The organism is Stenotrophomonas sp. TWI700, from assembly GCF_039673645.1.
Classification (GTDB): Bacteria; Pseudomonadota; Gammaproteobacteria; order Xanthomonadales; family Xanthomonadaceae; genus Stenotrophomonas; species Stenotrophomonas maltophilia_AA.
Genome location: NZ_JBDJMB010000007.1, coordinates 144919 through 171597, shown reverse-complemented (window position 1 = coordinate 171597; position 26679 = coordinate 144919). Strand labels below are relative to the sequence as shown.

Here is a 26679-nt window from a genome sequence, read left to right as displayed (position 1 = left end):
GGCTGTGGGCGGGCGGGCGCCGGCGGTTTTTGCGGGGCGCCTCCGGTACCGGGGGCCCCGCCCCCCCCCCCGCCACTACACCGCGAGCAGTTCGCCGGCACCGGCATCGAGCAGGCCGCGCGCCACGCGCTGGCCCAGGCCTTCCGGATCACTGGCCGGCCCGCGCGCTTCCGCGCGCACCAGGCGACCGTCGGCGACACCGCCGACCAGCCCCTGCAGGAACAGATCCTCGCCTTCCCACTGCGCGAACCCGGCCACCGGCACATGGCAACTGCCGTGCAGCGCGCGGTTCATGGCGCGCTCGGCCTCCACGCAGGCACGCGTATCGGCATCGTCCAGCGCAGCGAACAGCGCCATCACCTGCGCATCCTCGCCATTGCATTCGACCGTCACCGCGCCCTGCGCCGGCGCCGGCAGCCACGCCGGCGCGGCCAGCCGCGCGACGATGCGGTTGCCCAGGCCCAACCGCTCCAGCCCCGCCACCGCCAGTACGATCGCGTCGTAGCCGCCGTTGTCGAGCTTGGCCAGGCGCGTGTTGACGTTGCCGCGCAGGTCCAGCAGTTCCAGGTCAGGACGCAGCGCGCGCAGCTGTGCCTGGCGGCGCAGCGATGACGTCCCCACGCGCGCGCCGATCGGCAGTGCCTCCAGCGAGGCGTACAGATTGGAAATGAACCCGTCGGCCGCGTCGTGGCGGGTCAGCATCGCCGGCAACGCGAAGGGCGCATCCAGTTCCATCGGCACATCCTTGAGCGAGTGCACGGCGCAGTCCGCCTCGCCACGCAGCATCGCCAGCTCCAGTTCCTTGAGGAACAGGCCCTTGCCGCCGATCGCGGCCAGCGAGCGGTCCAGCACCTCGTCGCCGCGCGTGCTCATCGGCACCAGCACCACGTCCAGCCCGGGATGGGCCTGGCGCAGGCGGTCGGCGACGTATTCGCTCTGCCAGAGGGCAAGCGGGCTCTTTCGGGTGGCGATGCGCAGGGTCTTCATGGCGCCATTATCGACGCACAGGGGCGGATCGACCAATGGCGTGCGGCCTCCGGATTACAGGTGCTTGAGTTCCTGCTTCAGGCTGGCCACGCAGCGGCGGCTGACTTCCAGCGGCGCGTGCCCGTGCCGCAGCACGGCCTGGACCTGGCCTGCGCCATTTCGTCGCAGCTCGACCAGCTCGTGGCGGGCGACCAGGCAATTGCGGTGGATGCGCACGAAGCGGTTGCCGAATTCCTCTTCCAGCGACTTCAGCGATTCTTCCAGCAGGTCTTCGCCGCGGGCATGGTGCACCACCACGTATTTCTCCTCGGCCTGGAGATAGTGGATGTCCTCGACCGGAATCAGCCGCAGGCTGCCGCGCAGGCGCGCGCACAGCAGCGTGCGGGCCTGCTGGCTTGCGGCCGCCGCCGGTCCGCTGCGGCCGGCCAGGAAGGTCCGCGCGCGCTCCAGTGCCGCGGCCAGGCGCTCGGGGCGCACCGGCTTCATCAGGTAGTCGATGGCGGCGGCCTCGAACGCGGAGAGCGCATGCGCGTCGTAGGCGGTGCAGAACACCACTGCCGGGCGCGGCTCGAAGGTCGCCAGGTGACGCGCGGCCTCCAGCCCGTCCAGGCCGGGCATGGCGATATCAAGCAGCACCAGGTCCGGTTGCAGTTCGGCACAGGCATGCAGCGCCTGTTCGCCGTTCTCGGCCTCGGCCACGACCTCGATCCCGGCCTGGTCGGCGAGCAGGGAGCGCAGGCGCTCGCGGGCCAGCGGTTCGTCGTCGGCGATCACCACCTTCAAGACAGTTTCCTCACTGGACCGGGACCGTGATTTCGCAAGCATAGTAGCCGTCGGCCCACGCCCCCGTCATCCGCGCGGCCGGGCCGAAGCGCCAGGCCAGGCGATGGGCGATGTTGCGCTGTGCGTGCCCAGCGCCCTGCAACAGCGGCAGCCCGCGCGTGGCCGGGTCCGGCGCCGGGTTGCGCACGCGGATGCGCAGGCTGGTGCCGTCGCTCGACAACGCCAGCACGATGGTGCCGCCGGCCGGTACCCGCGAGATGCCGTGCAGCACCGCGTTCTCGACCAGCGGCTGCAGCACCAGCCGCGGCATCGGCAACGACCACGGCAACGGTTCGTCGCGCAGCCAGATCACCTTCAGGCGTTCGCCCAGGCGCAGCGACTCGATCGAGAGATAGCGTTCGGCCAGTTCGCATTCGGCCTGCAGGGTGGAATCGCCCTCGCCCGCGCCCAGCGCCGCGCGGAACAGATCGGACAGGTCGAGCACCGCGCGCTCGGCCACGTCCGGATCGCGGCGCAGCAGGCTGGCGATCAGGTTCATGCTGTTGAACAGAAAGTGCGGACGGATGCGCGCCTGCAGTGCATCGGCCTGCGCCTGCGCGTTGGCCAGCATCTGCGCGCTGCCACGATCGCTGACGTAGAAGTAGCGCAGCGCCAGCGCGGAAATCAGCGCGGTCATCGCCGCGCTGCCGAGGGTGAACCGCCAGAAGCCGACCGTCTGGGCGAAGCTGCTGCCACCGAGTACACCGTACAGCGCGTGCACGATCGCCGCACAGGCAGCGGCGATCAGGCCGGTCATCAGCACCACCAGCACCATGCCCGGCACTTCGGGCAGGCGCGAGAGCATTGCACGCACACTGCACAGGCAGACCGTGACCGCCAACGCCAGCCACAGCGCGAACCCGCTGGCCGAGAGGAAATCCGTCGGGGTCCAATGGCGGCTGCCATCCGGTGCGAGCGCGACCACCACCACGACCAGCTCGGCCAGCCCGAGCATCGCCGCCAGCCGCGGCAGGCGGCACAGCTCGGGCAACCAGGACTGCTGGCGCGGGTCGCTCATGGGATCAGGCGGCGAAGCGCGCCTCGAGCCATTCGCCCAGCGCGTGCAGTTCCTCGGCGCAGACCTGATGGGCCATCGTATAGGTGTGCCATTCCACCGGCAGACCGAGCGAACCCAGGGTCTGCGCGGTGTGCTCGGCGATCGCCACCGGAATCACCGGATCCTGGGTGCCGTGGGCCATGAACACCGGCACGCTGATCGCATCGGCCACCCGCGCGGCGGCCGCCTTGGCCGGATCCGGCAGGTAGGTCGACAGCGCGATCAACCCGGCCAGCGGACGCGTGCGACGCAGCAGCGCGCTGAGGATCACCGCCCCGCCCTGCGAGAAGCCCGCGAGCAGGATGCGTTCGGCCGGGATGCCGCGCACGATCTCGCGCTCGATCAGCAGTTCCAGCTCGACGATCGAGGCCTCCACGCCGGCGCTGTCCGCGCGCGAGCGGAAGTCCATGCTGACGATGTCGTACCAGGCACGCATCGGCACGCCGTTGTTGATCGTGATCGGCTGCACCGGCGCATGCGGGAACACGAAGCGGATCGCCGGCCAGTGCGGGCGCACCAGTTCGGGCACGATCGGGGCGAAGTCATGGCCATCGGCACCCAGGCCATGCAGCCACAGCACCGACCACTGCGGGTCGGCGCCGGTTTCGTTTTCCACGGTATCCAGCATCAGGCGGCTCCAGTACGTTCAAGCCGCATTATGACCGCGCCCCGAGCCAATGGGGCGTCGGTCGCGGCGACATACCGCTCAGCCGTGCGGATGCGTCTCGGCGGCCGCACGGCGCAGCTCGGCCGCGCGCACCAGGACCTTCGGCGGTGCCGATTCTTCGGGGATTTCCATCAGGCCCAGCCGGTGCATCCAGACGCCCGCGGTGCGCGAGGAGGTGAACCCCACCACCGGAATCGCCAGCACCATGCCGATCACCACCGGCGCCATCCACGCGGCCAGCGAGGGCGAGACCGCGTAGGCCAGCGCGCCCATGAACAGACCGAACACGCTCAGACCGCCATAGCCGCGCGTCAGCGCCAGCCAGGACACGCCGCCATCGTCGCGCTGCTGCGCGTCCCAGCCCGAGTCCTTGCCGGCCAGCACCTCGGCCACGCCGCGCGACTGCACATACATCACCACCGGCGCCATCAACGCGGCGAGGATGGTCTCCAGCAGCATCGAGATGAAGGCACGGATCGTGCCACCGCAGCCGCGGCGTTCGACCGGCTCCAGCAGCATCGCCAGATAACCCAGCACCTTCGGCGAGAGCAGCACCACCATGGTGATCGCGAACATGCGGATCACCTGGGTCTCGTCCTGGTGGCGCCAATACACGCCGGGCGAGAGATGCAGCACTTCGTTGAGGTCGATGCCGCCCTGGAACAGCGGGATGGCGATGCCGACCAGCATCAGCATCGCCCACATCGGCGCGGTGAAGTAATGGCCGATGCCGACCAGCATGTGCATGCGGCTGACCCAGTGCAGGCCCTTGGAGCCCACCACCTTGGCGTGCTGCAGGTTGCCCTGGCACCAGCGGCGGTCGCGCACCAGCAGATCGGTCAGGGTCGGCGGACCTTCCTCGTAGCTGCCTTTGAGGTACGGCACCATGTGGGTGGCCCAACCGCCACGGCGCATCAGCGCCGCCTCGACGAAGTCGTGGCTCAGCACGTGCCCGCCGAACGGTTCCTTGCCCGGCAGCGACGGCAGGCCGGCCTGTTCGGCGAAGGCCTGGGTGCGGATGATCGCGTTGTGGCCCCAGTAGTTGCTCTCCGCGCCATGCCACCAGGCCACGCCGCGGCCGATCACCGGGCCGTACACGCGCCCGCCGAACTGCTGCATGCGGGCGAAGAGCGTACGGCCGCCGACCACGGCCGGCAGGGTCTGGATCAGGCCAACGTCCGGGTTGTGCTCCATGCCGGCCACCAGGCGCACGATGGTGTCGCCGGTCATCAGGCTGTCGGCGTCCAGGATCAGCATCTGCGGGTAGGCGCCGCCGAACCGGCGGACCCAATCGGCGATGTTGCCGGCCTTGCGCCCGCTGTTGTCGCCGCGGCGACGGTAGAAGATGCGGTCATGGCCGCCGACCGCATCGCACAGCGCGTGGAAGGCTTCTTCCTCGGCCTGGCCGACGTCATCGCGACGGGTATCGCTGAGCACGTAGAAATCGAAGTTCGCCAGCTGCCCGGTCTCGGCGACCGACTCATAGATCGCCTGCAACCCGGCCAGCAACCGGCGTGGATCTTCGTTGTAGGTGGGCATCAGCAGCGCGGTGCGCGTGTGCACGGTCGGCAGCGGCGCGTCCGGATCGATGCCCAGCTTGTAGCCACGGTCGAACACCGCGGTCAGGAAGCCGGCTACGGCGCCGGCGAAGGACAGCGCGATCCACGCGAACAGGCCGACGAACAGCACCAGCAGGCAGGCCTCGAGCACGCTGATGCCATTGACGGCCAGCACCTTCCACATCATCCGGCTGGCAGCGATGGTCATCGCCGCGGTGCCACCCAGGATGTAAAAGCGGCGCAGTCCGATCATCCGCGGCGAGGTGCGCTGGCGCGGGACCTGCAGCTGCCCGTCGCGCAGCGACTGCTCGGGCATCGACAACGGCGACTCGGCCGGCAACGTCGCCCGGCCGGCATCCAGCGGGGCGTTCAGGGTCTGGGTACTCATGCGCGGTGTCCCTGTGCAGGGCGTGCCAGGCCGGGGGTGCCAAGTGTGGAAAGGGGCGTCCTGAGCCCGGCGTGCGCGATGGCACGCATTCGTCCTGTCGGCGCGGGCCGGAGACCGGCACGCAGCTGTTGTCTGTGACTACCGGAACCCACGAACTCTCCAAACCGACTTGAGACGAAAAATGCGGCTCAGTCTATGGCGCGAAATGTAAGGTGCGCGCGAAGGGCCGTGCGTCGATTTCTCCGCATTCAGCTTTTAGATCGAGACAACTGGAAGTCCCTGTGCCGCAATGGGGCCGCAGGCCCTGTGCCATGGGCATCTCCCCATTCAGCTTGCCACCCAGAAGGGGGCGCGAAACCGCCACGCCAGCACTTCCAAGGGGCCCCGCTGGAACAGGGACCCACCCAGTGCTGCGCAGTTTTCGACCGGCGAAGCGCTCCAGCGACCGGGCTTCGTTGACGATGGCGCCAGGCGCCGGGGCAGCTCAGGCGAGGGTGGCGGCGACGGCCAGGTCGGTGGCGACCGGCGGGCGGGCGAGCGCGCGCGCGCTCACCTGCGAGAACTGCAGCTGGGCGAGCAGGTGCTGGGCCTGGGTGGCGACCGGACACGGGGTGATCTGCGGCCCTGCTTCGGGGCGCTCCGGGGACATCACATCAATGGACATTGGTCTGGCATCTCGTTGACTTCTCATGACCCGCGGGGCTTCCGGCCGCGCGGATTGCGCACCCTAGCGGAAAACCGGGACGAATGTGTGACGGTGCCCGCAGTCCTTGTCAGAGGTCCTGGGAAGCGTCGAAATATTGGCGCTTATCAATAGCTTGTAGGTATCATGTAACCGTTTTCAACACATGATTCGGATATGGATTCCAACACTGCAACGCCCTACAGCCCCAAGTGGCAGTTCCGCTTCAACTTCTTCGAACAGCACGGCGCTCCCAATTCGCCGGCGTTCAAGGCCGCGTTCAAGACGTTGACGTTCGGCCAGAGGATCAAGATCAACTTCAACTTCTTCGCGCTGTTCTTCAGCTGGATCTACCTGCTGATCCTGGGTATGTGGCGCAAGGCGCTCACCATTCTGGGCATCACCCTCGTGCTGATGGTGATCCTGGCGTTCCTGCCGGACGTGGTCGGCCGGGCGATCGGCATGGCCTGGTCGGTCCTGATCGGGATGACCACCAACTATTCGTACTACCTGGAAAAAGTGAAGGGCGACACCAGCTGGAACCCCTTCGCCGGCATGCGCTGGTAAGCAACGCGCAGGCGTGAAGCACAAAAGCCCGGTCACTGACCGGGCTTTTTCGTGGGACGGCGGCGCGGCGGCCGCGTGTGCTGCTTCAGCGCGGTGCGGCGCGACGGCCCCCGGCGTCGATCACCACCTCGCCATCCTCTTTGCAGAACGGGGCGTGGATCGGCGGCAGAATCTCCAGGACGGTCTCCGACGGCCGCGCGAGACGCACCCCCAGTGCGGTCTGCACGAACGGTCGGTTGATCAGGATCGGATGGGCCAGCATCGCATCGAGCAGCTGTGCATCCTCCAGCGCTGGATCGCCCAGGCCGAGCTCGGCATACGGCGTGCCTTTCTGGCGCAGCGCATCGCGCACCTGCAGGCCGGCAGCGGCAATCAGTTCGACCAGCCGCTCGCGATCCGGCGGTATTCGCAGGTACTCCACCACCTCCGGCTCGACGCCGGCATGACGGATCAGCGCGAGCACGTTGCGCGAAGTCTCACAGGCCGGGTTGTGATAGATGACGGCCTTCATGCGCGGTCTCCAGCAGCGGCCGACTGGCGCGTGACCGGCTCGACAACGCCCGCATTGCGGGCCAATCGCGCTACTTCCGCATCGCCTTTGCGCTCGCTGTAGCGGTCGGTCAGGTAGTCACTGTGGTCGCGCACCAGCAGCGTGAACTTCACCAGCTCCTCCACCACATCCACGACACGATCGTAGTACGACGACGGCTTCATACGTCCCTCTGCGTCGAACTCCTGCCAGACCTTGGCAACCGAGGACTGGTTGGGGATCGTCACCATCCGCATCCAGCGCCCGAGCACCCGCAATGCGTTGACCACATTGAAGGACTGCGAGCCGCCCGACACCTGCATCACGGCCAGGGTGCGGCCCTGGGTCGGGCGCACGCTGCCCTCGGACAACGGCAGCCAATCGATCTGGTTCTTGAACACTGCGCTGAGGGTGCCGTGACGCTCCGGACTGATCCAGACCTGGCCCTCGGACCACTGCGACCAGGCGCGAAGCTGCTGGACCCTGGGATGGCTGGCGTCCACCGCGTCGACCAGCGGGAGTCCGTGCGGATCGAACACCCGCACCTCGGCGCCCAGGTGCTGCAGCAGGCGTTCCACTTCCTTGGCGAGCAGCCGGCTGTACGACTGTGGGCGCAGCGATCCGTACATCACCAGGATGCGGGGCCGGTGGGCACCGACACGGGCAGACAACCGGACGGCATCCGGACGGTCGACGACCGCATCGGTCAGGTGGGGCAGCAGGGACATGGGGTTGCTCCGGACGTATTGTTCCACTATTCTAGAAACATGGAACATAATAACGCAACCCACGCCCTCGCCGCCCTGGGTCACGCCACCCGCCTGAGCGTCTTCCGCCTGCTGGTGCAGGCCGGGCATGGCGGCCGGTTGGCCGGCGAGATCGCCACCGAACTGGGCCTGCCCGGCGCCACCCTGTCGTTCCACCTCAAGGAGCTGAGCGCGGCAGGGCTGGTCAGCGCCGAGCCGCGCGGCCGCAGCATCTGCTACCGCGCCGACTTCGAGGCGATGAATGGCCTGATCGGTTACCTGACCGAAAACTGCTGCGCTGGCGAGGCGGACTGCGGTCCGGCCGGCCAGTGCACACCGCCGCGCTGACACCGTGACCGGGCCCGTGGCAATGACGACGTCCTCCCCTTCCCGGCTGTCCTTTCTGGACCGTTGGCTGACCCTGTGGATCTTCGCGGCGATGGCGCTCGGCGTGGCCCTGGGCACGCTGTTCGACGGCCTGCCCGCCGCGCTGGATGCCATGACGATCGGCGGCACAAACCTGCCGATCGCCGCGGGTCTGATCCTGATGATGTACCCGCCCCTGGCCAAGGTGAAGTACGAGGCGCTGCCCGGTGTCTTCGCCGACAAGCGCGTGCTGGCGTTGTCGCTGCTGCAGAACTGGGTGGTGGGACCGGTGTTGATGTTCGCGCTGGCCGCGCTGTTCCTGCACGATCGGCCGGAGTACATGACCGGACTGATCCTGATCGGCCTGGCCCGGTGCATCGCCATGGTGCTGGTCTGGAACCAGTTGGCGCGCGGCGACAACCAGTACGTGGCCGGGCTGGTCGCGTTCAATTCGCTGTTCCAGATCGCGTTCTTCAGCGTCTATGCGTGGGTGTTCCTGACCGTGCTGCCGCCGCTGTTCGGGCTGCAGCGCAGCGTGATCGATGTCAGCACCTGGACCATCGCCGGCGCGGTGCTGGTGTATCTGGGGATTCCGTTCGCGGCGGGCTATCTCGGGCGCCGCTGGCTGCTGAAACTGCGAGGTGCCGCATGGTACGAAACGCGGTTCCTGCCGGCCATCAGCCCGATCACGCTGATCGCGCTGCTGTTCACCATCGTGGCGATGTTCAGCCTCAAGGGCGGTGACATCGTGCGCATTCCGCTCGACGCGGTGCGGATCGCCATCCCGCTGACGATCTACTTCTTCGTGCAGTTCCTGCTGAGCTTCTTCATGGGCCGCTGGATCGCACGCGACTACCCGCGCACCACCGCGATTGCATTCACCGCCACCGGCAACAATTTCGAACTGGCCATTGCGGTGGCCATCGCCGCCTTCGGGCTGGGTTCGCCGGTCGCCTTCGCCGCCGTGATCGGGCCGCTGGTGGAAGTGCCGGTGCTGATCGTACTGGTCCATCTGGCGCTGCGGTTGGGACGTCGCTGGTTCCCTGTAAGGCCAGCAGCGCGGCAGCCGTGATCGCGGATCATTCGACAGCCCCGCGCAGGGCCGCCGGCCGCCCACCGATGACCCACGCATGACGGTGGGCTCCCGGTGAGCAGGACGTCCCGGCATGCCGCTGCATGCGGCACGCCGGGATGGATCAGAAGGTCTGCCAGTCGTCCCCGGCCACGGCCACTGCCGGCATCCGCGCGGTGCTGCGGGCCGGCGCGGCGCGGCGTGCCGATGCACTGGTCGTGCCCGCACTGGACTGCAGGCGGAAGATCGCCACGGCAGTACCCAGCTGCTGCGCCTGCTCTTCCATCGCGCGCGCCGCAGCCGTGGCTTCCTCGACCAGTGCCGCATTCTGCTGCGTGGTCTCGTCCATCTGGGTGATGGTCTGGTTGACCTGCTCGATGCCGGCGGACTGTTCCTTCGAGGCCGCCGAGATTTCGGCCATGATGTCGTTGACCCGGCGCACGCCGGTGACGATCTCTTCCATGGTTCGGCCGGCAGTGTGCACCAGCGCCGAGCCCGCGCTGACCTGGGTGACCGAGTCGTCGATCAGGGTCTTGATCTCCTTGGCCGCTCCCGCCGAGCGCTGTGCCAGCGCGCGCACTTCCGTGGCCACCACCGCGAAGCCGCGGCCCTGTTCGCCGGCGCGCGCCGCTTCGACGGCGGCATTCAAGGCCAGGATGTTGGTCTGGAACGCAATGCCGTCGATCACCGAGATGATCTCGGCGATGCGCTTGGACGAGGCTTCGATGCCGGCCATCGTGGTCACGACCTGGCCGACCACCACGCCGCCCTGCGAGGCCACGTCGGCGGCGCCGGCAGCGAGCTGGTTCGCCTGCACTGCATGGTCCGCGTTCTGGCGCACGGTGGAGGTGAGCTCCTCCATCGACGCCGCGGTCTCTTCCAGGCTGGCTGCCTGCTGTTCCGTACGGCGCGACAGATCGCTGTTGCCCGCGGCGATCTCACCGGCGGCCAGATTGATGCTGCCGGTCGCCTGCTGGATGCGGCCGACGATGTCGGTCAGCTGGGCCACGGTGGTGTTGGCATCGTCCCGCATCCGCGCGAACACCCCATGGAAATCGCCCTGCATGCGCGCGGTGAGGTCGCCCGCCGCGATCGCGCGCAGCAGCGCGGAGATCTGCTGCAGATTGTCATCGCTGACCTGCATCATCGTGTTGAGGTTCTCGACCATCGCGCGGAAGTCGTGGTCGAAACGCACCACGTCGCCACGCTGGCTGAAATCGCCCACCGCCGCCGCGCCGGCCAGTTCCCCGATCTGGGTGTTGATCGCACGCAGGTTGGCCTTGGTGGTATCCATCGCGGCGGTGAAGGCCGCCTGTTCGCCGGGCAGGCGATCCATGTCCGGGCTCAGGTCACCGACCGCGTAGCGCTGCATCACCTCGACCAGGCGGCGGGTCACCGCGATGTTGGCCCCGACCAGCTGGTTGGTGTCGTCCACCATCTTGCCGTACTCGCCCGGGAAGGCCTGCGCGTCCATGCGGTAGCTCAGCTCGCCCGCCTCGTGGCGCTGGGCCATCTCGCCCTGTGCGGCCATCACCGCGCGCAACTGGCCACGCATGCGCTGCATCGACTCCAGCAGGCGGCCCACCTCATCGTTGCGCGCCGGCGGCAGCGGCGTATCCAGACGGCCCTCGGCCACGTCGGCCGAGAGACGGACAGCGTCGGCCAGCGGGCGGATCGCCTGCCGGCGCAGCAGCACGTACACGCTGGCACTGAGCACCAGGGCGGCGCCCAGGCCAACGGCCAGGATGATCCACAGCAGCGCGCGCGCCTGCGCGGTGATCAGCGCATGCGGCACGATCACGCCGAGTGCGAAGTGCTCTTGGCTGCCGCCGATGCGCAGCGGCACGTAGGTTTTCACATCGCCCGCGGCATCCGGTTCGAAGGCGTCGAAGGTCTTGTCGGCCTTCACTGCTGCCAGCACCTGCGTGGTCAGCGCATCCTCGCGACGCTTGCCGATCTCGTTCGGATCCTTCGCGGCCAGCACGACGCCGCCGGGCGAGATCAGTTCCACATGCCCCTCGCCCATCGGGCGCAGCGCGGCCAGATGCTTCTGCAGGGCGGCCAGCGCGAAGTCCACCGTCACTACGCCGAGGAACGTGCCGTCGTCGACCACCGGGGTGGACAGCGTGGTCATCAGTACCTTCTGCCCGGCGATCTCATAGGTGTAGGGTTCGGCCACCGTCTGCCGCTTGAGCGACTTCGGCTTGAGGTACCAGTCGCCATCGCCGGGCACGTCGTACCCCTTCAGCGCATCCTGCATCGGGGCCCCCTCGTGCCAGGCCCAGTAGCTCATGAACCGGCCGCTGTCGTCGTGCGCCTCGGCACCGACGAACTCGGCGTCCTTGCCATCGAAAGCCTCCGGCTCCCACAACGTGCCGAAGCCCACCCATTCCGGGTGCACCTGCACCTGCTGGCGGATGACCGCGGCCACCGTCGCCCGGGAGAGCGTGCCCGCAGCGCGCTGGACCAGCAGGTTCTGCGCGAGCGCCTGGCTGGTGGCGAAGGCGCTGGACAGATCACCGCTCACCCGCAGCGCTTCGGCCTGGGCCTCGCTCTGCATGGTGTGGCGTGAAGCGTCGACCAGCGAGGCACTGGCTTCGCGGTAGCTGATGGCGGCGGTGACACCGAAGCAGAGCATGGCGATCAACGCGGTGCCCAGCATCAGTCGGTTGGCGATGCTGCCGGGGCGCTTGGACGCGGTGGGGCGGGACACGGGCATGGGGGCGGTTCCGGAAAAAGGGCATACCGGCGGACGCAGTCACGCGCCGCCACGGAAACACGCAGTCCATTGCGGGCCGGCACGCGCGCGGTGTCATCACGGCGCGGCCAGCAGGGATCGATGCAACGTCGGATCGGCACAGGCAGCCCGCCGCCACTCCCGGCTGCGCTGGTCCTGTGCTGGGGGTCACCGCGTCGTACGCCACGGTGCCACCGCCCTGCCCTGTGGAGATGCCGCCTGCCCGCACCGTGACGGCGCCGGCCCAGAGAAGGGACTCAGCTGGATAACGGCGCAATGAGCGCGATGTTTAGCGCGGCTTCCTGACCGTGTTCAGTGAACGCCCGCGCCGCGCTCGCCACGTCCCAGCCGCTCCACCAGCGTCTGGCTGGCCGCATTGAGTCCGATCACCTCGACGTGGGCCCCGCGCGCGCGCAGCTTGCCGGTCACCCGCTCCAGCGCACCGACCGCACTGAGATCCCAGAAGTGCGCATGGGTCAGATCGATCTCCACGCGCTCGGGCACGTGCAGCAGATCGAAAGCCGCGGCGAACTGCCCGGCCGAAGCGAAGAACACCTGGCCACTCACCGTGTAGACACGCGTGCCCTCGGCGGTCACGGCATCCTGGATGTCCAGCATCCGGCCCACCTTGCGGGCGAAGAACAGGGCCGACAGCAGCACCCCGGTGAGCACGCCCTTGGCCAGGTCATGCGTGGCGACGGTGACGATCACCGTACCCAGCATCACCACCGAGGAGCTTTTCGGGTGCAGCCGGAACTCGGCGAACGAGCGCCAGTGGAAGGTGCCGATGCTGACCATGATCATCACCGCGACCAGCGCGGCCATCGGGATCTGCCGGACCCAGTCCGCGCCGTACACCACCAGCAGCAGCAACAGCACGCCGGCCACCAGGCACGACAGCCGCCCGCGACCGCCGGAGGACACGTTGATCACCGACTGCCCGATCATCGCGCAGCCGCCCATGCCGCCGAACAGCCCGGCGGTGATGTTGGCCAGGCCCTGCCCGGCGCACTCACGGTTGCGCTGGCTGGGCGTGTCGGTCATGTCTTCCACGATCTGCGCAGTCATCATCGACTCCAGCAGACCCACCACCGCCAGCGTGGCCGAGACCGGCAGCAGGATGCGCAGGGTTTCCCAGGTGAGCGGCACGTCCGGCAGCAGGAAGGTGGGCAGGCTGTCGGGCAGCGCGCCCATGTCGCCGACGGTGCGGATGTCCAGCCCGAGCCAGATCGACAGCGCGGTGAGCACCACGATCGCCACCAGCGGCGAGGGCACCGCCCGGGTCAGCAGCGGCAGCAGGTAGATGATCGCCAGGCCCGCCGCACAGACCGCATACACCGTCCACGGCATCCCGATCAGTTCGGGCAGCTGCGCCAGGAAGATCAGGATCGCCAGCGCGTTGACGAAGCCGGTGATCACCGAGCGCGAGACGAAGCGCATCAGGGCGCCGAGTTTCAGCGCGCCCGCGACGATCTGCAGCAGCCCGGCCAGGATCGTGGCGGCCAGCAGGTACTGCAGGCCGTGATCGCGGACCAGGTCGACCATCACCAGCGCCATCGCGCCGGTGGCCGCGGAAATCATGCCCGGCCGTCCACCGGCGATGGCGGTGACCACCGCGATGCAGAACGACGCGTACAGGCCGACCTTGGGGTCGACCCCGGCGATGATGGAGAAGGCGATCGCCTCGGGAATCAGCGCGAGGGCCACAACGGCGCCGGACAGCAGATCACCGCGGATATTGCCGAGCCATTGCTGGCGCAGCGGATAGGACACAGACATGGACAGACTCCACGCACCGGCGATGCGCACGGCGCGTTGTGTGATGAGGACAAGGCACTTCCTGAGCCAGCGCAGTGGCCGGCGCGTCGTCAACGCGGTATCAGGGTGGCGTCATCACAAGGGTCCTGCCGGGGCAGCGGAAGCGGCGCGCAGGATAGCGCAGTCACCCGATGCCCTCAAATGCGGCGGGGTCACGATCATCACCGAACGCCCGACGATCAACGGCATCAGCGCGCGGTTCGGGTCAGCGCGCGAAGTGCCGCGCGCCGGCCACGCAGGTCACCGCGCACACCGTGACGACCAGCATCACCCAGCTCACGGTCTCATGCAGCAGCACGGCCGCCAGCGCCAGGCCGAAGAGCGGCTGCAACAGCTGCAGCTGGCCGACCGCGGCGATACCGCCCTGGGCGAGCCCGCGGTACCAGAACATGAAGCCGATCAACATGCTGAAGACCGCCACATAGGCCAGGGCACACCACGCCGGCGCATCCACCGCCGCCAGGGAAGGCGGCCAGCGCAAGGCCACCAGCGGCAGCATCAACGGCAAGGACAGCAGCAAGGCCCAGCTGATCACCTGCCAGCCTCCCAGCGTGCGCGACAGGCGCGCACCTTCGGCATAGCCCAGCCCACAGACCAGCACCGCCGCCAGCATCAACAGGTCGCCCTGCAGCGAGGCGGCGAGCCCGGTCGACAACGCGTAGCCCACCACCGCGGCACTGCCGAGCAGCGAGAACAACCAGAACGCCGGACGCATCCGCTCACCGCCGCGCAGTACACCAAACAGCGCGGTGCTCAGCGGCAGCAGCCCGAGGAACACGATCGAGTGGGCCGAAGACACGTGCTGCAGGGCCAATGCGGTGAGCAGGGGGAATCCCACGACCACCCCGAGGGCGACCATCAGCAACGGCCCCAGTGATGCGCGCGTGGGCCGCGGCTGGCGCAGGGCGAGCAGCACCATTCCGCCAAGCAACGCCGCGATGCTCGCCCGGGCGGCGGTCAGAAAGAGGGGGTCCAGCTGCAGTACCGCGATCCGCGTGGCCGGCAGCGAGCCGGCGAAGATCACCACACCGATGAAACCGTTGATCCAGCCGCGGGTTGCGTTGTCCATGTCGACATCCTTGAAGGGCGGCCAGTGGACCACGGCGGCGGGCCGCCACTCCATGTACAGTCCAGTACACTTTGCCGTAACTGTTATGGCCGAACGACCCGTACGGATGCCCCGATGACTCTCCCCACCACCCGCATCGAGGCGGTCATGACCAGCGTGCGTGCACGCCTCAACGACCGCAGTTGGCTGCCCGGCGCGCGACTGCCCTCGGTGCGCGCACAGGCCAAGACACTGCAGGTGTCGGTGTCCACCGTGGTCGAAGCCTATGAGCGGTTGGCGGCCGAAGGGCTGATCCAGGCGCGACCCGGCTCCGGCTTCTATGCGGCCGGCCCGGTCGCGCCACTGGCACTGGCCGAGATGGGACCGCCACGCGATCGCCAGGTCGACCCGTTGTGGCTGGCGCGGCAATCACTGGATCACGAGGCCGGCGTGCTCAAGCCCGGCAGCGGCTGGCTGCCCAGCGACTGGATGTATGTCGAGGGGATCCGCCGTGGCCTGCGCAGTGCCGCCCGCGCGAGCAGCACCGCACTGGCCGATTACGCATCGCCACTGGGCCTGCCGCCGCTGCGGCAACTGCTGTCCCGCCGCTTGTCCGGCCACGCGGTCGAGGTGGCGCCCGAGCAGATCATGCTCACCGAATCGGGCTCGCATGCGGTCGACCTGATCTGCCGTTTCCTGCTCGAGCCCGGCGATACCGTGCTCATCGACGACCCGTGCTACTTCAATTTCCTGGCCCTGCTCAAGGCGCACCGTGTGCAGGTGATCGGCGTGCCGTACACGCCGAACGGCCCGGATGTGGACGCCTTTGCCGCGGCGCTGCAGGCGCATGCGCCCCGCCTGTACATCACCAATTCCGGCATCCACAACCCGACCGGCGCCACGCTCTCGCCGGCCACCGCACACCGGCTGCTCTCGCTGGCCGACAGCAGCGACCTGGTCATCGTCGAGGACGACCTGTTCGCCGATTTCGAGCACACGCCCGCACCGCGGCTGGCCGCGTTCGATGGGCTGTCGCGGGTGATTCAGGTGGGCAGCTTTTCCAAGACGCTGTCCGCGTCGGTGCGCTGCGGGTACATCGCCGCGCGCCGCGACTGGATCGAAGGCCTGGCCGACCTGAAGATCGCCACCAGCTTCGGCGGCGGGCGCCTGGCCGCCGACATCCTGCACGCCGCACTGACCGACAGCGGCTATCGGCGCCATCTGGAGACCGTGCGCGTGCGGCTGACCGCGGCACGTGAACTCACGCTGGCGCGGCTGGCGCCCCTGGGCATCACGCCATGGACGGTACCGCAGGCCGGCATGCTGCTGTGGTGCCACCTGCCCGACGGCATGGATGCCGCCCGCATCGCCCGCCGCTGTCTTGCCGAGGGCGTGATGCTGGCACCCGGCAATGCCTTCAGCCCGTCGTTGCGCGCAGCCGGCTTCCTGCGCTTCAACGCCGCGCAGGCGCAGGATGCGCGGGTGTTCGAGGTGCTCGCGAAGGCAATGACCGCCTCACACGCGGACGCCGACTAACGGGTCTGACGCTGCGCGTCGGGTGCCGCCATCGGCGCCCTCTCCCCACCGAGCACCGCCTGCGTATCCACGATATCCACGCCCGAGACCTGCCCCAGCCAACCATCGAACCAGGGCTTGTGCGACGCGCCGACAATGGAGAGGACGCGGGAGCCCGGGTGGAGGCGAACCACATCCAGCACGTTGGCGACCATCCGTAGATTTCGGATCTCCCACCCTTGCACCCACATCTGCGGATAGTGCTGCACGGACACGGCGGCCAGCGCCGGACGCACGTTGGACTCGGCCATCAGCGCCTGTGTCCGTGGCGCATTGGTGAGGCGGTACAGCGATAGCATGTCCTTGGCGGTGACGAGGCGCTTCTGCTCGTCAATGACCGGCTGCAGGCGCGATCGATCCGCGCTCCATGCATCCTGCACCGCCTTTCCAAAGGCCGCGCGATCCGGAATCTGATGCGTACCGCCGGTGTGGTCATCGACCGGATACACGCGCTGATGCCCAAGTCGGGCCGCCAGGCGGGCGGCAACCTGATAATCCTCGTTGTTGCGCGCGCCGAGCTGATGCAGCATCTCGACCAGGGACTCGTCCAATCCGTCACCGGGGTGCTGCTCGGCGTGGGGCAACTGCAACCATTGCACATAGGCCGACGCCCGCTCACCCGCGGCCAGGAACACGGCAGCCAACCTGCGGCGGTGCGCGGGCGTGGGCGTGGCTGGCCAGACCTTCAATTGGTTGTTGACCTCAACGATTGCGGAAGGCACATCGAGCCCGGTGGCCGTCTTCGCCGCGTCCGTGCTCGCGCAGAAATCCTCGCCGTATACCCCCGGGTGACGCGCTGCCAGATCGCACTGCTCTCCGCTGAGCGCCTCGATCGTAATGTAATCCGGTTTGAACGCGGCCAGCCTGTCCAATACGGGGTCGAGCGATGTGCGGTCGAAATCCTTGTACTCGCCCAGGTGCACACTGCCCAGCACGAGAATTTCGGTACGAGGGCCGACCATGTCCTTGTCCAGATCCGCCAGCGCGGTCTGCGCGTGGGCGCAGATCGGCACCATCAGCATCATGCTGGTCGACATCAGGAGCTGCTTCATGCATCACCACCTGTGAATTCCGTTGGCGCCTTTCTATCAGCCAGCGGATCAGCGGCCGCGTGCCGGATGGCAGGGGGCCGATCGGACTGATCGCGACACACGATGCTGTCCAGACGGTGGCAGAATTGCGCGCCCGGTGTGTGCGGCGGGGATACCTCAAGGAAGCCAGGCATGTCGGACGAAAACAGCAAAGGCGAGTGGATCAGGTGGGTGATGCTGCTCGTCTTCCTGGCCATGCTGTTTGGCATCCCCCACAACTCACCGTGGTTCGGGCTGGTGTTCGTGTACTTGCTGGCCGGCCTGCTGTTCGTGGTGGGCAACATGGTGTGGATCGCCCTGCGCAGCGAAAGGGCGGCGGGGGCATTGCGCCGCACGCCACCCACGCGCGCCCTGCACACCCGCGAGGTGAACGCGCTGGTGTGGTTCGGCCAACCCGAGCGGATCAGCTGGCGCATGCCACGCGGGAACGTGATCGATCTGGTCAAGGCGGCACAGGCCGCAGGCACCCGCCCGGTAGTGCGCACGGTGCGTGGACCGTATCGCGTGATGGTGCGCGCCCGGCATCACGAGCGGCACGACTTCATCGGCGAGGTGGAGGTGCTGATGCTGCCGGGCGCTGACCGCCATATACGCGACACCAATGAAGCCGAAGTACTGCTGTGCGGGAAGTTCGCGGTGGTGCTGGCATTGAATGGCGCGTGGCGGATCGACCAGGCGCCGTCACTGCTGAGGTAAGCCATGCGCCCGTTGTAGTCCGGGCGCCCCTGCCTGACCGGGGTGCTTGGCAACACTACGGCGATCCCGCACAGTTCCCCCATGCCCCCAGATCCGACTGCACCATGACACGCCTGCTCATCATCGAGGACAACCCCGAGTTGGTGGCCAACCTGTACGCATTCCTGGAGCCGCTGGGCTATGTGCTCGACGATGCACGCGATGGCGCTGCGGGCCTGCGCCTGGCGACCGGGAATGACTACGACGCGATCCTGCTGGATCTGATGCTGCCGCGGCTGGACGGCATGACGCTCTGCCACAAACTTCGTCAGGAATTCCAGAATCCCGTACCGGTGATCATGCTGACCGCGCGCGATCCGGTGGATGACCGCGTGCAGGGCTTTGCACTGGGCGCGGACGATTACCTGGTCAAACCCTTCTCATTGGTGGAACTCGATGCACGCATCCAGGCGCTGGTGCGCCGTGCCCAGGGCCGCAGCGTCCAAGGCACGCTGACCTGGCAGGACCTGCGGGTGGACACCCGTGCACCGCAGGCGTGGCGGCAGGGCCAGACCATTACGCTGACCCCCAGCACCCACAAGCTGTTGCTGTGCCTGATGCGCGCCGCGCCCGGCGTGGTCAGGAAGCAGGAAATGGAATACCTGCTGTGGGGCGACCATCCGCCGGAAAGCGGTGCGTTGCGGACGCATATCCACGAGCTTCGGCAGCATGCGGACAAGAGCTTCACGTATCCGCTCATCGAGACGGTGCACGGCATCGGATGGCGCCTGAGTGCGCCAACGACGTCTGTCCCGGAATGACGACCCGAGGAGGGCAGTTGCCGTCATGAACGCGATCTACCGCCAGATGACGCTCAGAACGCGTATCACCGTGTCGTTCGTGCTGCTGATGGTGGCCGTCATGGGCTTCGTGGTCGCCGCCGAGCAGTTGGATTATGACGAGCTCCGGGCCTACGTCATTTCGAGAAGCCTGCACGACGAGATGGATCGCCTGCAGGCCGACCTTGCCGATGGCACGCCGCCGGCGCTATCTCCGGGCAGCGAGCTCTTTGATGCGCGAAACGTGCCCGATGCCCTGCGCCCGTATACACCGGGCTATTACAGCGCCGACCCGCCCGACGTCTGGCATCTGCTGGTGTTCGACCTCGGCGGCCAGCGCTATTACCTCCGCCAGGATGCCGAGCGGTACCAGTATCTGGAGCACGTGATCGATGGCTATGCGCTCGTGGTCATGCTGTTGTGCATCCTCTGCGCGTTCTGGATCGGGCGGCTGACGGCAGCGCGCGTCATCGCCCCCATCACCCGGCTGGCCGATGCGGTGCAGCGCGGGCAGACACCGTTTCCCTTCCAGGACGCGCGCGACGAGATCGGGGTCCTGGCACGCGCCTTCGCACAGCACAGCGACGAGGCGGAGCAGTTCCTGCAGCGTGAACGATGCTTCGTGGGGGATGCGAGTCATGAACTGCGCACGCCCCTGGCCATCATTTCCGGCGCGGCCGAGACCATCGTTCACCAGCTGCCCGAGGACAGCCACCTGCGAGCGAGCGGCGAACGGATCGTCCGCACCGCGCAGGAAATGCAGCGCCAGCTGTCCTGCCTGTTACTGCTCTCGCGTGACCCACAGCGCCTTGCCAAGGAAGACGTCCCGCTGCGCCCGTTGATCGAGGAATGCATGTCGCGCTGCCAGCCCTGGCTGGCGGGCAAGCCGGTCGTCCTGCTGCTGGATGCAGCGCAGGACCCCTGCATCCACACCAACGCCGAGCTGGCGCGCAGCGTGCTCTGGAACCTGCTGCGCAACGCCTGCCAATACACCGACAAGGGCGAAATCCGCATCGCCGTGCGGGACGCCACGCTGTCCATCGTCGACACCGGTCCAGGCCTGCCACCCAGCATGGATCCCCAGCAGTTCCAGCGCTTCACGCCCAGCCTGCGCCAGAGCGGGGAAGGGCTTGGCCTGTCGATCGTGCAACGGATCGTGGACCACCTGGGCTGGCGCATGGCCGTGGAGAGTTCGGAGAACGGTTGCCGCTTTACGCTGGACATGTCCGGCACGCATGACCAGCAACCCTAGGCGCGCCCCGGCTTCGGCAACCAGGCGCCTTCGCGCCCGCTCCTGACAGCTTCCTGACGCCGCCCCTCCCATCCTGTGCACCCATCAATCCACGCAGGAGATGCAGATGCACTGGTCAGACCCGGAGGGAGCCGGCAAATATCGCCACGGCAGGACCGGATTCAACCGGATTGTCCACACGGTGATCCACTCGCGGGACGGGTTCCTCGCGACCGTGCGAGGCGAAGCCGCTTTTCGACAGCTGCTGGTTCTGCATGGCGTTCTGATGGGAGGCACGTTTGTCCTCGACGTCAGCCCGGTGGAACGGGCGTTGATGCTGGCCGTCAGCTTCATCAGCCTGATCGTGGAACTGCTCAACTCCGCCATCGAAGCCGTTGTTGATCGCATCTCGCTCGACCTTCACCCGCTGTCGAAGAATGCGAAGGACATGGGCAGCACCGCTCAAGCCACGGCGCTGTTGATGGTGGGCGCCGTATGGGCGGTGATCCTGCTCGGATAGAGCACGGAAAAGCACCGGGCAGTGCACCTGACAACTTCCTGATACACGCATTCTGATACTGCGCGCACTTTTCATTCATTGGAAGAATGCGCGTGTTTCAGCGTCTTATGTTCGTGCGACTCAACCCGGTGCAGCTGACATGGATAGTCGCACTGTTCTTCACCACCCTCGGCAACGTTGCACTGTGGCAAGCGCTATGGAGGCATACCGAGTTCGACAGCGTGCGCGGCGCGCTGTTCTTCCTGAGCCTGCCGGTCTTCTTCTTCTGCCTGTTCAACCTGCTGCTCATGCCGGTGCTTGCGCTGCCCTACCTGCGCAAGCCATTGCTGGCGCTGCTGGTGATCATCAGCGCCGCCAGCACCTACTTCATGCTGCACTACAACGTCCTGATCGACCGCAGCATGGTGCAGAACGTGTTCGAGACCAACCAGGCCGAGCTCGGGTCTTATTTCTCCGTTCCCCTGCTGCTCACCATCGTGCTTCTGGGCGTGCTCCCAGCCACCGCGATGATGTCGCTGCGCATCCGCAGCGGGTGCGTGCTGCAGACCGCCTCCTGGATGCTGATCAACCTGCTCGCGACCCTGGCGATCCTGGCCGTGATCTCCATGGTGTTCTACAAGGACTATGCCTCCCTGCTGCGCAACAACCGCGAGCTCAGGGACCAGGTTCTGCCGGTCAACTTCGTGCGCCATGCCAACGGCTATCTCAAGCGGAAGTACATCGCAGTATCACGACCGCTGCAGCCAGTCGCCGAGGATGCCACCCGCCCGCCGTCGATCCAGGGCAGGCGTCCCAGGCTGGTGATTGCCGTGGTGGGCGAAACCGCGCGGGCGCAGAACTTCCAGCTCAACGGCTACCCGCGCGCCACCAATCCCGTGCTGTCGCAGCGAAGCGACATTATCGCCTTCAGGAACGTCTCGTCCTGCGGCACGGCCACGGCCATCTCCCTGCCCTGCATGTTCTCCAGAATGACACGCACCCAGTACGATGACGTACGCGCGGCGACGGAAGAAAATCTCCTGGATATCCTGAAGCGCACCGGTGTGAACATCCTCTGGCGCAACAACAACAATGGCGGCTGCAAAGGCGTGTGCGCGCGCGTGCCCACCGATGACATGCCGGCCTTCAAGGTGGCCGGGCAGTGTGTCAACAAGGACGGCACCTGCTACGACGAAGTGCTGCTGCATCAGCTGGACGCGCGCATCGACGCCATGCAGGGGGACGGGCTGATCGTGCTCCACCAGCTGGGCAGCCACGGCCCAACCTACTTCGAGCGTTACCCTGCCGACGGCAACGTCTTCACGCCAACCTGCGACAGCAACCAGATCCAGAAGTGCACCAACGCGGCGCTGACCAATACGTACGACAACACGCTGGTCTACACCGACCGCATGCTGGGCAGGACCATTGACCTGCTGCAGGGCTATTCGGACCAGCGGGACGTGGCCATGATCTACGTCTCCGATCATGGCGAGTCGCTCGGCGAGCGCGGCATGTACCTGCACGGCACGCCGTACCTCATTGCGCCTCAGGAGCAGACCCGCGTCCCGATGGTGATGTGGTTCTCGCCCGCGTTCGCGCACCATGCAAACCTCAACCTGGCCTGCCTGCGGAACCGTGCCGAGGGCACGGCGTACAGTCACGACAACGTTTACCACTCCCTGCTGGGGCTGTTCGATATCCGCAGCCAGGTCTACCAGCGTGAGCTGGACCTGTTTGCCGCGTGCCGCGCCTGAGTGCACCAGCGCGCGCCCTCAGTGACGGCTCGCGGCCGCGGTTGGGTCGGGGACGCAACACGGCCGTCACGGGCGCACGCGCATAACGTGCCAACGCCACGCACCGGGGCGGATCATCCCGCCCCTCGAGCCAGCGCCAGTGACTCCTTCGCCTCCTTTGCCGCCGTCATCGCAGTCGCCTGACCGTGCGCTGGATGGGGTGAACTTCTTCCTGGCCGATGTCCGGGATGGACTGGGGCCTTACCTGGCGATCTACCTGCTGGCCGTGCATCACTGGGAGCCGGCCAGCATCGGACTGGTCATGACCATTGCAGGGCTCGCCGCCCTGCTCGCCCAGACCCCGGCCGGGGCGCTGATGGACAGGATCACCGCCAAGCGGGCAGTGGTCGTCGCGGCCGCGGTCCTGGTCACGGCCAGCTGCCTGGCGCTGCCCTGGATCACCTCCTTCACCGTCGTTGCAGTGACCCAGGCGATCGGCGCGGTGGCAGGGACCGTTTTCGCGCCCGCCATCGCGGCGATATCGCTGGGGATCTGTGGCCCACGGGCGTTCGCACGGCGCATGGGCCGCAACGAAACGTTCAATCACGCAGGCAACGCCGTGGCGGCATTGCTGGCGGGCGGGTTGGCCTATCTGGGCGGGCCGGTGGTGGTGTTCTACCTGATGGCGGCGATGACCCTGGCCAGCATCGGGGCAGTCCTGATGATTCCCGCCGGTGCGATCGACCACGCGCAGGCGCGCGGATTGCGCTCCGACGACCAGGAGGCCCACGCCCCGGCCTCGGCCCGCCTGTTGCTGCACAACCGGACGCTGATGATGCTGGCGGCGTGCTGTGCGCTGTTCCACCTGGCCAATGCGGCCATGCTTCCCCTGGTCGGGCAGAAGCTCTCCCAGACCAGTCCTGCACTGGCGACGACCCTGACCGCGGCCTGCATTGTCGCGGCCCAGCTGGTCATGGTGCCGGCCGCCATGCTGGTCGGTGCCCGCGCCGACGCCTGGGGGCGAAAGCCACTGCTGCTGGCGGCCTTCCTCATCCTGCCGATCCGGGGCGTGCTCTACCCGCTGTCCGATGCGCCCGCGTGGCTGCTCGGCGTGCAGCTGCTGGATGGCGTCGGCGCGGGAATCTTCGGTGCGCTGCTTCCCGTCATCATCAGCGACCTGACCCAGGGAACCGGCCGCTTCAATGTGACGCTGGGTGCGGTGTCCGCGGTGTTCGGGCTGGGCGCTGCGTTCAGCCCGGGACTGGCCGGGGTGATCGTCCAGTTCGCTGGTTATGATGCGGCGTTCCTGACCCTGGCAGGCATAGCAGCCATCGCTTTCCTGGTGGTGATGGCCGTGCCGGAGACCCACCATCCCCCTTCGCCTCGCGCCGTGGCCACTCGTTCAACGACAATGCCCTCCGACGCCGGCCCCTGAGCACCCGCTGAGCAATCGATGCAGATTTCCACCACGTCCATGATCATCTGGATGGCAACCGCCGTTGCCACCTGCGGCATCCTGTTTCGCCCCTGGCGGGTGCCGGAGTATGCGTGGGCACTGGGCACGGCCGTGCTGCTGACGATCGCCGGCCTGGTGCCGTTCGGCACCGCCATCGCCGCGGTGGCGGAGGGAACCGATGTCTACCTGTTCCTGATCGGCATGATGGTCCTGGCCGAACTAGCACGGCAGGAGGGTCTGTTCGACTGGCTGGCCGCGTACGCGGTAGGACACGCCAAGGGCTCGGGGCGCCGGCTGTTCGACCTGGTGTTCCTGGTCGGCACGGTGGTGACGATCTTCCTCTCCAATGACGCCACCGCGGTCGTGCTGACGCCGGCGGTGTATGCCGCCTGCAAGGCGGCCCGCGCCGATCCGCTGCCGTACCTGTTCGTCTGTGCGTTCGTCGCCAATGCCGCCAGCTTCGTGCTGCCCATTTCCAATCCCGCCAACCTGGTCGTCTTCGGCAGTCACATGCCCTCCCTGCCGGAATGGCTGCGGCAGTTCACGCTGCCCTCGCTGGCCGCGATCGGCATGACGTACCTGGTACTGCGTCTGGCCCATCGGCGCCAGATCGCCCGCCCGCTGGCCGCACTGGCGCAGCAGCCGGTCTTGTCCGAGGGGGGACGCCTGTGCGCGATCGGGGTCGGCGTTACCGGCAGCGTCCTGCTGGTCACCTCGGCGATGAAGGGACCGCTTGGGCTCACCACGTTCTGCGCCGGCGCGGCCACGCTGGCCCTGATCTGCCTGCGTCAGCGCCGCAGCCCGCTGCCGATGCTGCGGCACGTGTCCTGGGGTGTGCTGCCACTGGTCGCCGGGCTGTTCGTCCTGGTGGAAGCCGTGGCACAGACGGGCGTGATCCAGATGGCGGCCCAGGCACTCGAAGATCTGGCGCGGAGATCGCCCACCGAGGCGGGCTGGGCGGCGGGTGTCGCCGCGGCCGTGCTGAGCAACCTGGCCAACAACCTGCCGATCGGCCTGGTGGCCGGCTCGGTGGGCCAGATGGCGGACGTGCCGGCGCAGGTCAGAGCCGCGCTGTTGATTGGTGTCGACCTGGGTCCGAACCTGTCGGTGACCGGGTCGCTCGCCACCATGCTCTGGCTGGTCGCCCTTCGGCGCGAAGGCGAGCACGTCAGCCCGCTGAGCTTCCTGCGCCTCGGCATCCTGGTGATGCCACCCGCCCTGATCGCTGCGCTGCTGTTGCTGTAAGCGGGCGCCGCGCCTGCAGGGGAGAAGCGTTAGAACGTTTTACAGGGCCTTGGACAAGGCCAGCAGGTCAGCGGCAAACGTTGCGTAGTCATCCACGGCGAAATCGTGGCCCTCCTTTCGCGCGATCTGGCGGACGCCGACCAGGGAAGTCTCTGGCACCACGACCAGGTACTGGCCCATGTAACCCATCGCAGCGTAAGCGGCGACCGGTCCGCGCACCTGATCGAACAGGTCCGTGAGCTTGATGCCCCGGCTGGTGATCTCGCGGCCGTACGCGTCAGCCCACCTGGGCCCGAGGCTTTCCCCGAAAAACGCGAACAGCTCGCCCTTGCCGGCAAACCCGCGACTGCCCGCCTTCAACAGCCCGGCCGCCACGCCCGCATCGACGCCGTTGCGCGACAGAACCGATGCCGCGTCCGGCTTCAGCGTAAACCGCTCCCAGGCAGGAATTCTCCACCACAGCAGCCCCACCTCCTTCGAGCGGGCGCTTTCGGCGACGAGTTCAGCGACGAACGCTTCTCCCAGCAGCCGACGCCCGTCCGGCGCGACACCCTTGTCCAGGATCAACCGGCCCAGCTTGGCCAGGTCGGCAGCGGACAATGCCAGGCCGGCCATGCCGATCGGCGTGCCTGCATCATCCTTGCGCCACGTGTAGTCCGTAATGCCCAGTGGCTGGAACAGGCCACTCTCGACGACGTGATCCATCGTCTTTCCCGAGACGCGCTCGACGATGCCGGCGAGGAGGTTGGTCGCCTTGTTGTTGTAGGAGAACGTCGACCCGGGATCCGTTGAGAGTTCCGCCGCCAATGCCAGCTTGACCAGATCCGGCGCACCTTCCAGTTCGATGCCTGCGTTGGGAACATTCTGCAGGCCGGAGGTGTGGTTGAGCAGCATCCGCACCGTGATGTCGCGCTTGCGCCCCTGTGCCCACTCTGGATAGATCGCGCTCACCGGTTGATCCAGCGATTCCAGCGCGCCACTGTGCAGCAACAACCCGATCGACAGTGCCACCACCGACTTGGTCGCCGACATCAGTTCGATCGGCTGCGCTGCAGCCGTGCTCCGGGTCTCGAGCAGCGTCTTTCCATCGCGCTGGATCAGCATCGCGTCGGAGCGTGACATCTCCGCGTTGGCCTTCAGATTGGCCAGAGCGTGCTCCAGCCCACCGCTGGCAGCGAACGCGTTGCAGCACACCAGGCAGCTCAGTGCCATCCACCACGATTTCAAGCGCATGCGCATTCCTCCGGAAACGGAGACAGCGTAACTACAGCTGTAGTCAGGCTGGAG

General features: G+C 67.4%; 24 protein-coding genes. 11 read left to right on the top strand and 13 right to left on the bottom strand.

Annotated elements, in window-relative coordinates; translation table 11 throughout:
• Nucleotides 1-75: 75 nt before the first annotated feature.
• The 6 genes from hemC to ABE473_RS08045 form a co-directional block, all read right to left on the bottom strand.
• Nucleotides 76-987, bottom strand: a complete 912-nt coding sequence (hemC, locus tag ABE473_RS08070; protein ID WP_346489105.1) for a hydroxymethylbilane synthase — start codon at nt 985-987, stop codon at nt 76-78.
• Nucleotides 988-1041: 54 nt separating this feature from the next.
• Nucleotides 1042-1770 (bottom strand): LytTR family DNA-binding domain-containing protein, encoded by a 729-nt coding sequence (locus tag ABE473_RS08065; RefSeq protein WP_176988102.1) that lies wholly within the window; start codon nt 1768-1770, stop codon nt 1042-1044.
• Between the two features lie 10 nt (nt 1771-1780).
• Complete coding sequence (locus tag ABE473_RS08060; RefSeq protein WP_346477766.1) at nt 1781-2827, bottom strand: histidine kinase; 1047 nt, start codon at nt 2825-2827, stop codon at nt 1781-1783.
• 4 nt (nt 2828-2831) lie between these two features.
• Nucleotides 2832-3497 (bottom strand): carboxylesterase, encoded by a 666-nt coding sequence (locus tag ABE473_RS08055; RefSeq protein WP_346489108.1) that lies wholly within the window; start codon nt 3495-3497, stop codon nt 2832-2834.
• A 75-nt stretch (nt 3498-3572) separates the two neighbouring features.
• On the bottom strand, nt 3573-5480 hold the full coding sequence (gene mdoH, locus ABE473_RS08050; protein ID WP_346489104.1) for a glucans biosynthesis glucosyltransferase MdoH: 1908 nt from the start codon (nt 5478-5480) through the stop codon (nt 3573-3575).
• 484 nt (nt 5481-5964) lie between these two features.
• Nucleotides 5965-6144 (bottom strand): hypothetical protein, encoded by a 180-nt coding sequence (locus ABE473_RS08045; protein WP_176988099.1) that lies wholly within the window; start codon nt 6142-6144, stop codon nt 5965-5967.
• Between the two features lie 195 nt (nt 6145-6339).
• On the opposite strand from ABE473_RS08045, the gene ABE473_RS08040 reads away from it, so the two are divergent.
• Nucleotides 6340-6729, top strand: coding sequence for a DUF2628 domain-containing protein (locus tag ABE473_RS08040; RefSeq protein ID WP_346489103.1), 390 nt, complete (start codon nt 6340-6342; stop codon nt 6727-6729).
• A gap of 85 nt (nt 6730-6814) precedes the next feature.
• On the opposite strand, the gene arsC is transcribed toward ABE473_RS08040, so the two are convergent.
• Entirely contained in the window at nt 6815-7240 is a 426-nt protein-coding gene (gene arsC, locus ABE473_RS08035; protein ID WP_346489102.1) for an arsenate reductase (glutaredoxin), read from the bottom strand.
• Nucleotides 7237-7986, bottom strand: a complete 750-nt coding sequence (gene arsH / locus ABE473_RS08030) for an arsenical resistance protein ArsH (RefSeq protein ID WP_346489101.1) — start codon at nt 7984-7986, stop codon at nt 7237-7239. The genes arsC and arsH overlap by 4 nt, the downstream gene beginning before the upstream one ends.
• 39 nt (nt 7987-8025) lie before the next feature.
• Between arsH and ABE473_RS08025 the strand changes: the two genes are divergently transcribed.
• Nucleotides 8026-8352, top strand: a complete 327-nt coding sequence (locus ABE473_RS08025) for a metalloregulator ArsR/SmtB family transcription factor (RefSeq protein ID WP_319211816.1) — start codon at nt 8026-8028, stop codon at nt 8350-8352.
• 22 nt (nt 8353-8374) lie between these two features.
• Nucleotides 8375-9442, top strand: coding sequence for an ACR3 family arsenite efflux transporter (arsB, locus tag ABE473_RS08020; RefSeq protein ID WP_346489100.1), 1068 nt, complete (start codon nt 8375-8377; stop codon nt 9440-9442).
• Nucleotides 9443-9566: 124 nt separating this feature from the next.
• On the opposite strand, the gene ABE473_RS08015 is transcribed toward arsB, so the two are convergent.
• The 3 genes from ABE473_RS08015 to ABE473_RS08005 form a co-directional block, all read right to left on the bottom strand.
• Nucleotides 9567-12161 (bottom strand): methyl-accepting chemotaxis protein, encoded by a 2595-nt coding sequence (locus ABE473_RS08015; RefSeq protein ID WP_346489099.1) that lies wholly within the window; start codon nt 12159-12161, stop codon nt 9567-9569.
• A 330-nt stretch (nt 12162-12491) separates the two neighbouring features.
• Nucleotides 12492-13958 carry a SulP family inorganic anion transporter gene (locus ABE473_RS08010; protein ID WP_346489098.1) on the bottom strand — a complete coding sequence of 489 codons (1467 nt, stop codon included), beginning with the start codon at nt 13956-13958 and terminating at the stop codon, nt 12492-12494.
• A gap of 244 nt (nt 13959-14202) precedes the next feature.
• Nucleotides 14203-15066, bottom strand: coding sequence for a DMT family transporter (locus ABE473_RS08005; RefSeq protein ID WP_346489097.1), 864 nt, complete (start codon nt 15064-15066; stop codon nt 14203-14205).
• Between the two features lie 114 nt (nt 15067-15180).
• Here ABE473_RS08005 and ABE473_RS08000 point away from each other — a divergent pair, with 114 nt between their 5' ends.
• Nucleotides 15181-16581 carry a PLP-dependent aminotransferase family protein gene (locus ABE473_RS08000; protein WP_346489096.1) on the top strand — a complete coding sequence of 467 codons (1401 nt, stop codon included), beginning with the start codon at nt 15181-15183 and terminating at the stop codon, nt 16579-16581.
• Here ABE473_RS08000 and ABE473_RS07995 read toward each other — a convergent pair.
• Nucleotides 16578-17672 carry a DUF5694 domain-containing protein gene (locus ABE473_RS07995; protein ID WP_346489095.1) on the bottom strand — a complete coding sequence of 365 codons (1095 nt, stop codon included), beginning with the start codon at nt 17670-17672 and terminating at the stop codon, nt 16578-16580. The genes ABE473_RS08000 and ABE473_RS07995 overlap by 4 nt on opposite strands.
• Before the next feature lie 171 nt (nt 17673-17843).
• Here ABE473_RS07995 and ABE473_RS07990 point away from each other — a divergent pair, with 171 nt between their 5' ends.
• The 7 genes from ABE473_RS07990 (at nt 17844) to ABE473_RS07960 (ending at nt 25392) form a co-directional block, all read left to right on the top strand.
• A complete protein-coding gene (locus tag ABE473_RS07990) occupies nt 17844-18407 on the top strand; it encodes a hypothetical protein (RefSeq protein WP_346489094.1) in 564 nt (187 codons plus the stop codon).
• A gap of 104 nt (nt 18408-18511) precedes the next feature.
• Complete coding sequence (locus ABE473_RS07985) at nt 18512-19207, top strand: response regulator transcription factor (protein WP_179460392.1); 696 nt, start codon at nt 18512-18514, stop codon at nt 19205-19207.
• A gap of 25 nt (nt 19208-19232) precedes the next feature.
• A complete protein-coding gene (locus ABE473_RS07980) occupies nt 19233-20477 on the top strand; it encodes an ATP-binding protein (protein WP_346489093.1) in 1245 nt (414 codons plus the stop codon).
• Between the two features lie 106 nt (nt 20478-20583).
• Nucleotides 20584-20976: a diacylglycerol kinase gene (locus ABE473_RS07975; RefSeq protein ID WP_176988476.1), complete on the top strand. Its 393-nt coding sequence runs from the start codon at nt 20584-20586 to the stop codon at nt 20974-20976.
• An 86-nt stretch (nt 20977-21062) separates the two neighbouring features.
• On the top strand, nt 21063-22712 hold the full coding sequence (locus ABE473_RS07970; protein ID WP_346489092.1) for a phosphoethanolamine--lipid A transferase: 1650 nt from the start codon (nt 21063-21065) through the stop codon (nt 22710-22712).
• Nucleotides 22713-22911: 199 nt separating this feature from the next.
• Nucleotides 22912-24126 carry an MFS transporter gene (locus ABE473_RS07965; protein WP_346489091.1) on the top strand — a complete coding sequence of 405 codons (1215 nt, stop codon included), beginning with the start codon at nt 22912-22914 and terminating at the stop codon, nt 24124-24126.
• 18 nt (nt 24127-24144) lie between these two features.
• The gene (locus tag ABE473_RS07960; RefSeq protein ID WP_346489090.1) at nt 24145-25392 is read left to right on the top strand and encodes an arsenic transporter; all 1248 of its coding nucleotides are present in this window, start codon (nt 24145-24147) and stop codon (nt 25390-25392) included.
• A 39-nt stretch (nt 25393-25431) separates the two neighbouring features.
• On the opposite strand, the gene ABE473_RS07955 is transcribed toward ABE473_RS07960, so the two are convergent.
• Nucleotides 25432-26586, bottom strand: a complete 1155-nt coding sequence (locus ABE473_RS07955) for a serine hydrolase domain-containing protein (RefSeq protein WP_346489089.1) — start codon at nt 26584-26586, stop codon at nt 25432-25434.
• Nucleotides 26587-26679: the final 93 nt, after the last annotated feature.